Consider the following 12,259-nt stretch of genomic DNA (forward strand, 5'->3'; position numbering starts at 1 on the left):
AAAAGCTGCCGATCATTTGGCAGCTTTTTTTATTTGTTTTCAGCCGTTTGTTCGTAAAAGAGGCTTGCTAATATGACAGTAATGACGGTTAAAAACGGTAGCATCAATTCAAGCGTGGCATGCTGTGACATAAATTCAGTCAATTTCACATCACGCACAATCATTTCTCCGCCAGTAAAGGCCAAAAGTGCACTTCCTCCGTATAAAAGAAACGGAATTTTAGTTAAAGCTGCATGAATCAGTTTGCTTCCCCAAATAATAATCGGTACAGAAATCATGAGGCCAAACGCGGTCAGAAGCATGTTCCCTTTTGCTGCACCTGCAACTGCGATGACATTATCAAGTGACATAAAGAGGTCGGCAATCACAATGGTTTGAACTGCACGCCAAAGGGAGCCGCTGCTCTTAATCCGAATGGATTCCTTCTTTTGTTCAATTAACAGATTGTATCCTATATAAAGGAGAAAAAGACCGCCAATAAACTGCAAATAAGGGATAGTCAATAAATAAACGGCGGCACCAGTCATTGTAATTCTCATCAACACGGCTAAAAGAGTGCCGATCCAAATGGCTTTATTGCGTTTGTCATGTGATAAACTTCGACTGGCCATCGCAATGATGAGTGCATTATCTCCGCCTAAAATCAGGTCTATGCCAATAATCATCAGTAAGGATACGATCCACTCTGTTTCCATCCATTTCACCTCTTGTCCTAATAAAGCTCGTACAACCAATATATGAGGACAATTCAAATATATGTTTCTGCAAGTTTTCTCTGCAAAAAATGCGTTTTTATTTCTTTTATTCATGTTTTATCATAAAATAGACAGTACGAAGCAATACCTCAATTCTTTAAACGGTTAACATGTAGACGGAACGGGTAAAGTGTAGTAAAGTACTATTAATTGGGAGCTTGTATGTCCCTTCAACATCTTATATAGAAGGGAAGGTTGGCAAAATGGAAATCGAAAGAATAAATGAACATACAGTAAAATTTTATATTTCCTACGGTGATATTGAAGATCGCGGATTTGACCGTGAAGAGATTTGGTATAATCGTGAGCGCAGTGAAGAGCTGTTTTGGGAAGTAATGGACGAAGTGCACGAAGAAGAAGAATTTGCAGTAGAGGGACCGCTTTGGATTCAAGTACAGGCACTTGACAAAGGTCTTGAAATTGTCGTGACAAAAGCCCAACTTTCTAAAGATGGACAAAAGCTCGAATTGCCGATTCCAGAAGATAAAAAAGATCAAACAGATGAAGAAAGCTTAGACGCACTGCTTGATGATTTTCATAAAGAAGAGCAAGATCAAGAAGAACATAATGAGAAGGACAAAAAACTTCAACTTCAATTTGTGTTAAAAATGGATGACTTTGAAGATTTGATTGCACTTTCTCAATTAAATATGCAGGATTTTACCACAAGTTTATATTCGTTTGAAAACCGTTATTATCTATATGTTGACTTCCACGAGGATTTGTCAGATGAGCAAGTGGAGAATAAGCTCAGCATTTTGCTTGAATATGCTCATGAATCAGTGGTCAGCATCTACAGACTGAAAGAATACGGTCAGCTGATTATCGAAGGGAATGCCCTTGAAACGATTCAACAGCACTTCTCGTAACTAACAAAAAGTCGATTTCTATAGAGGAATCGGCTTTTTTATCTGAATGAATAGGTAAATAAAGAGATCGGCAAGGAGAAAAATGAAATGAGAAATTTAGTCAAAGTTCTATTTTTTCTAATCATTACGATAGGTGCTTATTTAATCATCCAATTGATTGTCGGTGATTTAGCGGTAAGTGTATTAAGTTCTGTCAGTGTTCTATTTACTTTATCGATTATTTTCATCGGATTTGTTATTTTCTTGGAGAACCGGAATCCGTCTCAAACGATTACATGGCTTGTCCTGCTTGGCAGCTTTCCGTTATTCGGCTTTTTGTTCTACATTTTCTTTGGACGCAATATCAAAAAGCGCCGGCTGTTTGAAAAGAAGGCGGTATTGGACGAGAAGTTAATCCAGGAAGATGAACGTATCCATAGAGAAGCGATTGAAAAAATGACGCATATGGGTGATCATCAGCAGCTCTTATTTAAGCTGGCCCACAGACTCGGACATACTCCTATTACATATCGCACGTCCTCTAAAGTCTTAACCAATGGTGAAGAAACATTCTCTCATATTTTTGAAGAGATTAAAAAAGCAACTCATCACATTCATTTAGAATATTACATTCTCCGCCACGATGACCTTGGTCAAGAATTAAAGGAGATTCTCATTGAAAAAGCGAAAAATGGCGTGATTGTCCGTTTTTTATATGACGATGTAGGAAGCTTAAAGCTTTCTCGTCAATATATTGCTGACCTAGAAAAGGCTGGCGTTCAGATCGTTCCGTTTTTACCAGTAAGGCTCCCCCTTTTAAATAATAAAATCAACTTCCGAAATCATAGAAAAATTGTCGTAATTGATGGAGAAGTGGGATTTGTCGGCGGGCTTAACATTGGAGACGAATACTTGGGCCGAAGCAGACAATATGGATTCTGGCGTGATACACACCTGATGATTAAAGGCGAAGCTGTTCGTGACCTCCAGCAGATTTTCATGCAGGATTGGTATTATATGACGAATGAAAGATGCTCAGGTGTGGACTATTTCAAAGATTTCAGCCACCTTGAGAGTACAACAGAAGGCGTACAAATGATTGCTGGCGGGCCTGACAAGCAGTGGGAGGTCATTAAAAATCTCTTTTTCTCTATGATCATCTCCGCTAAAAAGTCCATCTGGATCGCTTCACCGTATTTTGTCCCGGATGATGATATTTTGTCAGCATTGAAAATTGCCGCATTGAGCGGAGTAGATGTCCGGATTATTGCTCCAAAGAATCCAGATAAACGGATTGTTTTCCATGCGTCTCGTTCATACTTCCCAGAGCTTCTTGACGCAGGGGCGAAGGTGTACGAGTATGATCAAGGCTTTATGCATAGTAAATTTATTATTGTGGATAATGAACTGGCTTCAATTGGAACGGCAAACATGGATATGAGAAGCTTTCATTTGAACTTTGAAGTGAATGCCTTCCTCTATAAAACGAAAAGCACAGAGAAGCTCGTCAACGATTTCTTAGGTGATTTAGAGCATTCACATGAAATTGTTTCAGAAGAGTTCGCAAAGAGACCTTTGAGGGTCAGACTGTTTGAATCAACCGCAAGATTATTATCACCACTTTTATAAAGATTATATTTTCCCCCTTTTCTATAAGGGGGATTTTTGATTTTACTGAAGAAATGATTATTAAAATCATCTTTTGACACGGTAAAAATTCATTTTGCCTTTTCGCTTCCTTATAGAAGAACAAGCTATAATACGGTTATCAAAGAGCAAGGGGCGAACTGAATGAATGCAGCAATTATGGATAACGGTAAGCTTATCCGAATGACACATCATCTATCGAAAAGCCGTCTGGAGCATGTAAGAACGACGTGCAAATTTTATTGTCCTGAGTGCAGGGAGGAGGTGCAATTAAAGCTAGGGGAGCATCGTGTCTATCATTTTGCGCATAAACAGCTGACAGCATGTCCGTTAGCCTCAGGCGAAACGGCTTATCATCAGGCGGGAAAGGATGCTATTATGAATTGGCTGAAGGGGCTTGGACATAAACCTGCGCTGGAAAAGTATATGTCAAATATTCATCAGCGTCCTGATGTGACCGTCTCTATAGGAAATGAAACCTATGCAATCGAATTTCAATGTGCAAATATTTCCCGGCAAGAGCTTCGCAAAAGAACAGCAGGTCTCCGCGAGGCAGGGCTCTTTCCCATATGGATGATAGGGGCAAATCGTTTAAACCGAAAATCTGCCCAGCTTTTTTCTTTCTCCTCCATTCATTGGGGAATTTTAAGGGAATCAGAGGAAAGGCGGTTGATTTTTTTCTGCCCGATCCAGAATAGGTTCATCCATCTTGATCAATTCCTCGTGTTTCAACCAAAGAAAATATGTGCGGCCATGACTGTCAGACCGCCTTCATCATACCGCGTAATTCCGGCATTTCTATCTCCGCCTTCAAGCAAGCGTCAAGTAAACCAACAATGGATTAAATGTATACAGCAATTTAGGTTGCGTCCTCCTCGCATTTTATCAAATGAAAGCAAACGTTTGAGAGATATTTTTTATGAGCATCATCAAACAGCATTCCCTTTTTTGCCAACTGAATTATTTATCCCGGTGCAAGAAGCGTATATCTTTACAAGTCCCGTGTATGTTTGGCAGGGGTGCCTCTATGATTGGATGATGCGGAAAAAAGGAAGCGGAAGAGTGACGATTCAACAGCTGATGATGGAAATCAATCGATGTGTGCAAATGAAAGAAGTGAAACTCCGATATGGCGATGTTTCAAGAGAAGAAATAAAAGAGGTGGTCACTGCATATGTAAATGCGCTTGTAAGACAAGGGTTTTTACATATGACGAAAGAGGGTAATTATGAAGTATCGTCGAATCAAATGCCTATACGAACACTAGATGAAGTGTTAAAACGAGATGCTTTCTTATTTCATTAGCATGTTTCATGACCACTTTGATCATGATAAGAAAAAGGTGGTGCTGCTATTGAATCAAAAGAAACGCTTTTTTCTCATTTTTTTAGTCTGTTTGGTATTTATTTCTGCATATGATTTGACAAATATAGTTCAAAACAAAGAAGATAAATACAACACCAATTTCTTTCACTTTCCGAAAGGTTGGTTCAACACAACTCATGCAAGGGGGATTCATATGACTTCACAAAACAAAAACAATCATTTACCAGACAGAAGCGAAGTAAAAGAAGAAAACAAATGGCGTCTTGAAGATATTTTTGAAAGCGTTGATGCATGGAACAAGGAATTCGAAGCGGTCAAAAAAGAAATTCCGAAGCTGGCCCAGTTTAAAGGCAAGCTGGCCCATTCTGCTGATGTTCTGTATGAAGCCCTCACCTTTCAGGATCAACTTTCTGAAAAGCTTGGCAAGCTTTATACATATGCGCACATGAAATATGATGAAGATACAACGAACTCATCATTTCAGGCGTTAAATGATAAGGCATCGAATCTATTTACACAGCTGTCTAGTACATCTGCTTATATTGTTCCAGAGATTTTATCGATTCAAGAAGATAAATTGCAGCAATTCATACTAGAAAAAGAAGAATTAAAACTGTATTCACATGCTCTCGAAGAAATTAATAAAGAGCGTCCACATATTTTAAGTGAGGAGCAAGAAGCTTTATTAGCTGAGGCATCTGAACCACTTTCATCTTCATCTACTACGTTTAGTATGTTTAACAACGCCGACATTTCGTTCCCTTCTGTAAAGGATGAGAATGGGGAGGAAAAGAAGATTACCCACGGCAACTTCATCACATTTTTAAATAGTGATGATCGTGAAGTGAGAAAGAATGCTTTTAAAGCTGTGTACAAAACGTATGATCAGTATAAGAATACACTTGCTTCTACACTGAGCGGTTCGATTAAAAAGGATAATTTTTATGCAAAAGTACGAAATTACAAATCGGCAAGAGAAGCAGCACTATCACGAAACAGCATCCCGGAAGAAGTGTATGACAATCTAATTGATACAGTTCATCAATATTTACCGTTATTACACCGTTATATTGAATTACGTAAAAAGGTATTAAAGCTTGATGAAGTGCACAATTACGACTTGTACACACCACTTGTGAAAGATGCTGGCATGAAGCTCACCTACGATGAAGCAAAGGATTATATGCTGAAAGGGTTAGCCCCATTAGGAGAAGAATATGTGTCCGTGTTAAAAGAAGGACTCGAAAATCGCTGGGTAGACGTTTATGAGAATAAAGGGAAACGAAGCGGTGCTTATTCATCTGGGAGCTATGGTACAAATCCATATATCCTCATGAACTGGCAAAATAATATTGATAATTTGTTTACACTGGCTCATGAATTTGGGCATTCCGTCCACAGCTACTATACAAGAAAGCACCAGCCATATCCGTATGGAAACTATAGTATCTTTGTAGCTGAAGTGGCTTCCACTACAAATGAAGCGTTACTAGGCGAATACCTGCTTAATCATTTAGACGATAAAAAGCAGCGTTTGTATGTATTAAACCACTTGTTAGAAGGATTTAGAGGAACGGTATTTAGACAAACGATGTTTGCTGAGTTTGAGCATCTTATTCATGTGAAAGCACAAGAAGGAGAGGCTTTAACGCCAGAATTTATGACGAACCTTTATTACGACCTGAACAAGAAGTACTTTGGTGACGGCATGGTGGTTGATAAGGAAATCGGATTAGAGTGGACGAGAATCCCTCATTTTTATTACAACTATTATGTGTATCAATACGCGACAGGCTATAGTGCGGCGCAGGCATTAAGCAAGCAAATCTTACAAGAAGGAAAACCAGCGGTAGAGCGCTACACCGATTTCCTTAAAGCAGGAAGCTCTGATTATCCAATCAATGTGCTGAAAAAAGCAGGTGTTGATATGGCTTCTAAAGAACCAATCGAAGCAGCATGTCAATTGTTCGAAGAAAAACTAAAAGAAATGGAAGAACTCATCTCCAAAACAGGTGAGTAATGAAAAGACTTCTGTCAGACGTGTGAGTGCTATCTCATCTTTTGACAGGAGTTTTTTTCTCATAAAAAAGACCTCTTCAGATGTCGAGGCCGTTCCTGGTCAAGCATCAACCTTTAAAACCTCTAAAGGTCTTACGGTGATTCATTCGATAAAGCGTAAAAAGAATAGAAGCAAATAAGAGTGGAGACGTCAAATAAAGAGGAAGCATCTTCATTAAGCCTAATATATTTAAAAAGAAACATAAGCCAATGGCAACAAGTCCAATAGTTGTGCTGCGCATGCAGATCCCCCCATTTTTTTGTTACTTTTACTATATGAAAGTGACAACCCTCTTATGTTTTGTGACAAAAATATGAACATATAGTATATCTGTTGTCATAAGTCGACAAAATTTGATATACTACAGATGTGAAATTAATCACATACAAACATTACCCCTTTGTTTGACCGTGAAAAATTTCTCCCATCCCCTTTGTTGTCGTTAAGACATAGTGAAACCGCGCTTATCCCGGCGCGGTTTCTTCGTATTTATAAACAGAACACATGTTCCTGGTGAAGGTAAAGAAAAACATGGGTCAGCACCCATGTTCATTTTCACAGCGATAGACATCAAGATCTGTATGGTGGTCATTCTCTTTATAGCGCCAAAACATTTCTTGCTGCACTTGTACACGTTCTACCTTTTGAGCGAAAGCCAGCTTCTTCATTTCTCGTTCAACTTCTTCAAGCGTCAGGTCATAGACAACGGCTATTTCTTTTGCGGAAGCAAATTGAAAGTAAGCAATAAACCATTCAATTGGAGGCCGTTCTGATGGTGTTGGTTTTTCACCAATCATTTCAAAAAGGATTTCCTCGTATATATCATAAGAGTAGGCACCTGAAATTTTTAATCCTTCATCTCCATTTACGGTATTAAAAAAGGCGAAGGTCGGAAGCTCAGTTACGTCCATTTCAGCTGCAATTTTCATATCACATTGCAGGGCTTTCACAGCACTTTGAGAATGAATGTCCCGCTGGAATTCCTCGATGTCCAGACCAGCACTTTTTGCATTTTCTATCAGTACCTGCTCACTTGTGACATCTTGCTGATGGCAAAAAAGTGATTCTTGAATAAGACGCAAAAATTTCATTCCGCATTTTCTGCCTTGAAGCTCCGCTGCTTTTAGTGCGAGTGAGGCGAGGTAGGGTGATGTCACAATTTGTTCAGACAGCATTTGTTCTTTTTTGGTCTGCGTTTTAGTGGCAAATTTCCCCCATGCTTCAGTCAGTAAATGTTTCTTTCTTTTCCGATTCAAAGCATTAATACTAGAACTTGTTACCGTTCGTAAAGTGAAAAAACGGCCATATTTCATTTTCAACTTTTTAATGGATGGCTCTAATAACCAGCAGTCTGGGCTTAGAGGATCAATGAATACATAGATTTCAATCGGCTTTTGAGGATGTCCGTGACAGTGTGAGAAATATTGATCGTGCGTATTGCAGCTCAAGATCGTCCATCCTTTTCAGGTGTTTGGTTGACCATATGACGAGCCGTCAGAGAAAGCCGTTCAAATAAAAAGTCACGAATATCGCCGGTTAATCCTACTTGATCCATTGCATCCTCCATGCATTCAAGCCATGCGTCAGCCCGCTCCTCAGTAATCGGAAAAGGGAGATGTCTCGCCCGCAGCATTGGGTGGCCATGCTCTTCTGTATAAAGCGGTGGTCCGCCTAAATATTGCGTTAAAAACTGTTTTTGTTTTCTTGCTGTTTCTTTTAAGTCATCCGGGAAAATAGGATGAAGCAAAGGATGACACTTTACATTTTCATAAAAAGTATCAACAAGTTGCGATAGAAGTTCCTCTCCAACCGCTTCGTAAGGTGCGTTAAACGATTGTACCATGTTGACTACTCCTTTTACTCGTAGTTAATAGGATGACTCACCCTATTGCGCATTTCATTTATTTCAAAAGTGATATTCAGTTTGTTCTATTTTATTGTTTCTATTCTTGTACTTATTTTAACAACCTCATCTCAATTCCACAAACAAACCGCTTTGGTCTGCTCGAAATAAAGAGAGAATCGGATTCTGTGATCAATTGACCATATCATAACACATTCAGTCAAAAAAGGGGGAAAAGCGACATACAAAAAACCGAAGAGGTTATTCTCTTCGGTTTAAGCGAAATATTGAGCTGTGATTTTCTTTACATAATTTTGTGTTTCTTTAAATGGAGGAATGCCTCCATATTTATCTACATTTCCTGAGCCTGCATTATAGGCCGCTAAGGCGAGTGAGATATTTCCGTTATATTTATGGAGCATTTGTTTTAAATACTTCGTTCCGCCTTCAATGTTTTGGGCGGCATCAAAGGCATTGTTGACGCCAAGTGATTTAGCCGTAGATGGCATGAGCTGCATGAGTCCAAGCGCACCTGCATGGCTGACAGCATTTGTGCGGTAGCCGGATTCCTGCTTGATGACCGCGTGAATCAGCTTTTCGGGAACGCCATGCTTTTGAGCCATTTGTGACACGATTTGATTAATCTCTTTTGATGATGAGCCGCTTGAGACTGCCTTTTGAAGCGGCGGTGTGTAGCTGTTGTTTAAGACATTTCCAATGCCATTCGCTGTATTTAATTGATTGTCATTTGCGTACAAAGATTGGGCCTGAAGCTGCTCACTGCCGGAAATGGCAGATAAATATGGATTTGTACGCGCATATTGCGTGTTCGGAGCCGTTGACGGGTCCGTGCCCATAAAAGCAGAGATGGAAAGCGGGATACGTGATAATTCTGATCCGCCTAAAAAATCTTGCAGCAGCGACTGAAATGAAGCTTGGGCATTCGATTCTTGACCTGCAGACATTTGCGTTTGTGCTGGATCTGTCTGTAACGTTTTAAGCGCTTGAAGCTGCATAAAGGATTGAAGTTGATTGACGTTCATCATGTTCCTCCTTCAAGGAATTCATCTATTCTGTGTTTTCATTTTTTCTTCATAAAAACGAACGACTTTGTTTTTCGTGTTTCGTACTGGAATATGAAATTTGCGGAGCAATGTGGAGAAAGCGGCTTGTCCGATTTCCAGGTCGCTCACTTCAAATTCAAGTTCATAGTCCTCTACTGTTAAATATCGGCTGTGATCCAAAACAATTAAGCCTTCTTGGATCATTTTTTCTGCTCTTGACGTTTCAAGTGAACCAAAGTACACAATTTGATCCTTTTGAATGTTCAGGTGGTCTAATCTGTCCGCAACTTCACCTTCTGGCAGCTCAAAATCGTCAAGTTGAGATGGGGGAGCGATTGTTTGGTGGGTTTCGAGCAAGCCTAATTCGTGCGGTTCTTTTAATGTGAGCACCCATTGACCGTTTTTTTCTCTCATTCTTAATGCAGCCAATTGAGATTTTATATCAAATTGAGGTGTATCAAAATAATAGTTGGTTTGCGTGTGGAAATCCGCATCCTTCAATTGAAAATGGTGTTTCAGCCGTTCAAATTCTTCTTTCATTAATAATTGCTTTAGTTCGATTTCAATTTCCTGTGCCATTTTGACATCAACCTTTCATTAGAGGAAATATGATTATTGTACATGAAGTGTATTCACCATGTAAAAGACTGTTTTTTTCTCTCTATTTTCTTTAGGTATGGACCAAAATGAATGAAGAATCTTGGGAAAGGATCATTTAAAAGAGAAAAACAGGATTTTCTCAAAAAGTTCGGTTTATCAATATTGAACTTGATATGATAAAATAAAGCTGTACTTTGTTGTAAAGGAGATCATGATGCAAAACAGAATTGAAATCACAGAAGCAACTTTAAAAGAAGATAGGCTGATTTTGACAATCCAGTCAGAAGAGCAAATCCAAAAAGCAAAAGCATCAGGACAAATGCTTGTTGATTCTGATCACTTTGCGTTCGTTTACATACTTGAAACCGAGGAGTCCTTTTCGTATCTTATTTTAGGGGAACATACATGGGCTCCATTAAAAGAAGCAATGAATCGTGACATCCCTGTCTATTTGGCATCGGGTGAACAATCGCTGGAACTCATTCAGCTTCAACAGGAATTACATTATTTAATCGACAATATTAAAGACAATGCCAATTACGGAGATATGGAAGAGAAAGTGAAAAGCACATTCCTCTGAAATAATTAGGTATATGGAATTGGGGGAAGTTTCATGGACAAAAAACAATGGGATCAATTCCTCGCACCGTATAAACAAGCAGTCGAAGAATTAAAAGTGAAACTAAAAGGCATTCGAAAGCTGTATGAATTCGAGGATGACCATTCACCAGTAGAATTTGTCACAGGCCGAGTGAAACCCGTTGCCAGCATATTAGAAAAGGCAAAGCGTAAAAACATCCCGATGCATGAGATTGAAACGATGCAGGATATTGCTGGGCTTCGCATTATGTGCCAGTTTGTAGAAGATATACAAGTCGTGAAAAAAATGCTCCAGTCACGTAAAGATTTTGTGGTTGTAGATAAACGCGACTATATTGCAGAACATAAAGAAAGCGGATACCGCTCTTACCACCTTGTTGTGTTATATCCGCTGCAAACCGTAAGTGGAGAGAAACAGCTCCTCGTCGAAATCCAAATTCGTACGCTTGCGATGAACTTTTGGGCGACCATTGAGCATTCTCTGAATTATAAATATAGTGGGAATATCCCGGAGAAGGTCAAGCTGCGCCTTCAAAGAGCATCTGAGGCAGCATCTCGTCTCGATGAAGAAATGTCCGAAATCAGAGGGGAAATTCAAGAAGCACAAGTGGCATTTTCCCGGAAAAAGAAAAACGACAACTGAGCCAGTTTGATCAAATATGATGCTGCCCTCTTATAGCAGCAAGGTGAAAAAGGAGAAGAATTCATGAAATTTGCAGTTTCTTCAAAAGGGAATTCTGTATCTGACACGCTCAAAAGTAAAATTCAGACCTACTTATTGGATTTTGGTATGGAACTAAATGAAGAGGAACCGGATCTTGTCATTACGGTTGGTGGAGACGGCACCCTTCTTTATGCGTTTCACCGTTATAGCGACCGTCTAAATGAAACAGCTTTTGTCGGTGTTCATACAGGTCATCTTGGCTTCTATGCTGACTGGGTGCCGAGTGAAATTGAAAAACTCGTCTTAGCCATTGCGAAAACGCCTTATCATATTGTGGAATATCCGATCTTAGAAGTCATTGTCAGATACAACGACGGCGGCAGAGAAGAGAAATATTTAGCAATGAATGAATGTACAATTAAAAGTATGGAAGGGACACTTGTGGCAGATGTTGAAATTAGAGGCCAGCTGTTTGAAACATTCAGAGGTGACGGCCTTTGTCTGTCTACACCATCTGGCAGTACGGCCTATAATAAGGCACTGGGTGGCGCTATTATTCATCCTTCCATTAGAGCCATTCAGCTGGCAGAAATGGCTTCAATCAACAACCGAGTGTTTCGGACGGTCGGTTCACCGCTTATTTTGCCTGACCATCATACTTGTGTGATTAAACCGAGGAATGATGTCGATTTTCAGGTGACCATTGATCATTTGACACTGCTTCATAAAGACGTCAAATCCATTCAATGCCGGGTGGCAGACGAGAATGTCCGTTTTGCCAGATTTAGACCTTTTCCGTTTTGGAAAAGGGTGCAAGATTCCTTTATCGGAAAAGGAGAATAAGAAAGAGGTT

Annotated in this window: 13 protein-coding genes; 7 read left to right on the forward strand and 6 right to left on the reverse strand. The window is 39.6% G+C overall.

Annotated elements, in window-relative coordinates; genetic code table 11:
- Window positions 1-29: 29 nt before the first annotated feature.
- Complete coding sequence (locus tag AAZR19_RS01285) at window positions 30-695, reverse strand: TerC family protein (RefSeq protein WP_076840867.1); 666 nt, start codon at window positions 693-695, stop codon at window positions 30-32.
- 263 nt (window positions 696-958) lie between these two features.
- Here AAZR19_RS01285 and mecA point away from each other — a divergent pair, with 263 nt between their 5' ends.
- The 4 genes from mecA (at window position 959) to pepF (ending at window position 6,596) form a co-directional block, all read left to right on the forward strand.
- Window positions 959-1,624: an adaptor protein MecA gene (mecA, locus tag AAZR19_RS01290; protein ID WP_041110140.1), complete on the forward strand. Its 666-nt coding sequence runs from the start codon at window positions 959-961 to the stop codon at window positions 1,622-1,624.
- An 87-nt stretch (window positions 1,625-1,711) separates the two neighbouring features.
- Window positions 1,712-3,232 carry a cardiolipin synthase gene (gene cls, locus AAZR19_RS01295; protein WP_076840868.1) on the forward strand — a complete coding sequence of 507 codons (1,521 nt, stop codon included), beginning with the start codon at window positions 1,712-1,714 and terminating at the stop codon, window positions 3,230-3,232.
- A gap of 162 nt (window positions 3,233-3,394) precedes the next feature.
- On the forward strand, window positions 3,395-4,555 hold the full coding sequence (locus AAZR19_RS01300) for a competence protein CoiA (protein ID WP_434702102.1): 1,161 nt from the start codon (window positions 3,395-3,397) through the stop codon (window positions 4,553-4,555).
- Window positions 4,556-4,769: 214 nt separating this feature from the next.
- Window positions 4,770-6,596, forward strand: coding sequence for an oligoendopeptidase F (gene pepF / locus AAZR19_RS01305; RefSeq protein WP_281733681.1), 1,827 nt, complete (start codon window positions 4,770-4,772; stop codon window positions 6,594-6,596).
- 106 nt (window positions 6,597-6,702) lie between these two features.
- Here the strand turns inward: pepF and AAZR19_RS01310 are convergent, their stop codons facing one another.
- The 5 genes from AAZR19_RS01310 to AAZR19_RS01330 all read right to left on the reverse strand — a co-directional run bounded on the left by AAZR19_RS01310 (window position 6,703) and on the right by AAZR19_RS01330 (window position 10,121).
- A complete protein-coding gene (locus AAZR19_RS01310; protein ID WP_024425034.1) occupies window positions 6,703-6,876 on the reverse strand; it encodes a hypothetical protein in 174 nt (57 codons plus the stop codon).
- A gap of 295 nt (window positions 6,877-7,171) precedes the next feature.
- Window positions 7,172-8,083, reverse strand: a complete 912-nt coding sequence (locus AAZR19_RS01315) for a ClpXP adapter SpxH family protein (protein WP_076840870.1) — start codon at window positions 8,081-8,083, stop codon at window positions 7,172-7,174.
- A complete protein-coding gene (locus AAZR19_RS01320; protein ID WP_008355333.1) occupies window positions 8,080-8,478 on the reverse strand; it encodes a thiol management oxidoreductase in 399 nt (132 codons plus the stop codon). The genes AAZR19_RS01315 and AAZR19_RS01320 overlap by 4 nt, the downstream gene beginning before the upstream one ends.
- Window positions 8,479-8,753: 275 nt before the next feature.
- A complete protein-coding gene (locus AAZR19_RS01325) occupies window positions 8,754-9,521 on the reverse strand; it encodes a lytic transglycosylase domain-containing protein (protein ID WP_226015084.1) in 768 nt (255 codons plus the stop codon).
- 21 nt (window positions 9,522-9,542) lie between these two features.
- Window positions 9,543-10,121, reverse strand: coding sequence for a CYTH domain-containing protein (locus tag AAZR19_RS01330; protein WP_076840872.1), 579 nt, complete (start codon window positions 10,119-10,121; stop codon window positions 9,543-9,545).
- A 235-nt stretch (window positions 10,122-10,356) separates the two neighbouring features.
- On the opposite strand from AAZR19_RS01330, the gene AAZR19_RS01335 reads away from it, so the two are divergent.
- The 3 genes from AAZR19_RS01335 (at window position 10,357) to AAZR19_RS01345 (ending at window position 12,249) form a co-directional block, all read left to right on the forward strand.
- Window positions 10,357-10,722, forward strand: a complete 366-nt coding sequence (locus tag AAZR19_RS01335; protein WP_041110150.1) for a hypothetical protein — start codon at window positions 10,357-10,359, stop codon at window positions 10,720-10,722.
- A 33-nt stretch (window positions 10,723-10,755) separates the two neighbouring features.
- Entirely contained in the window at window positions 10,756-11,385 is a 630-nt protein-coding gene (locus AAZR19_RS01340) for a GTP pyrophosphokinase (RefSeq protein WP_075622820.1), read from the forward strand.
- 63 nt (window positions 11,386-11,448) lie between these two features.
- Window positions 11,449-12,249, forward strand: a complete 801-nt coding sequence (locus AAZR19_RS01345; RefSeq protein ID WP_003211364.1) for an NAD kinase — start codon at window positions 11,449-11,451, stop codon at window positions 12,247-12,249.
- Window positions 12,250-12,259 lie beyond the last annotated feature (10 nt).

The sequence above is a fragment of the Bacillus sp. Je.9.29.b genome (genome assembly GCF_051129925.1).
Taxonomy (GTDB): Bacteria; Bacillota; Bacilli; order Bacillales; family Bacillaceae; genus Bacillus; species Bacillus safensis.

Excerpts from the sequence above, each read along its gene's own strand:
- AAZR19_RS01285 (WP_076840867.1), bottom strand. The coding sequence starts at position 695 with ATGGAAACAGAGTGGATCGTATCCTTACTGATGATTATTGGCATAGAC.
- mecA (WP_041110140.1), top strand. The coding sequence starts at position 959 with ATGGAAATCGAAAGAATAAATGAACATACAGTAAAATTTTATATTTCC.
- cls (WP_076840868.1), top strand. The coding sequence starts at position 1,712 with ATGAGAAATTTAGTCAAAGTTCTATTTTTTCTAATCATTACGATAGGT.
- AAZR19_RS01300 (WP_434702102.1), top strand. The coding sequence starts at position 3,395 with ATGAATGCAGCAATTATGGATAACGGTAAGCTTATCCGAATGACACAT.
- pepF (WP_281733681.1), top strand. The coding sequence starts at position 4,770 with ATGACTTCACAAAACAAAAACAATCATTTACCAGACAGAAGCGAAGTA.
- AAZR19_RS01310 (WP_024425034.1), bottom strand. The coding sequence starts at position 6,876 with ATGCGCAGCACAACTATTGGACTTGTTGCCATTGGCTTATGTTTCTTT.
- AAZR19_RS01320 (WP_008355333.1), bottom strand. The coding sequence starts at position 8,478 with ATGGTACAATCGTTTAACGCACCTTACGAAGCGGTTGGAGAGGAACTT.
- AAZR19_RS01325 (WP_226015084.1), bottom strand. The coding sequence starts at position 9,521 with ATGAACGTCAATCAACTTCAATCCTTTATGCAGCTTCAAGCGCTTAAA.
- AAZR19_RS01330 (WP_076840872.1), bottom strand. The coding sequence starts at position 10,121 with ATGGCACAGGAAATTGAAATCGAACTAAAGCAATTATTAATGAAAGAA.
- AAZR19_RS01335 (WP_041110150.1), top strand. The coding sequence starts at position 10,357 with ATGCAAAACAGAATTGAAATCACAGAAGCAACTTTAAAAGAAGATAGG.
- AAZR19_RS01340 (WP_075622820.1), top strand. The coding sequence starts at position 10,756 with ATGGACAAAAAACAATGGGATCAATTCCTCGCACCGTATAAACAAGCA.
- AAZR19_RS01345 (WP_003211364.1), top strand. The coding sequence starts at position 11,449 with ATGAAATTTGCAGTTTCTTCAAAAGGGAATTCTGTATCTGACACGCTC.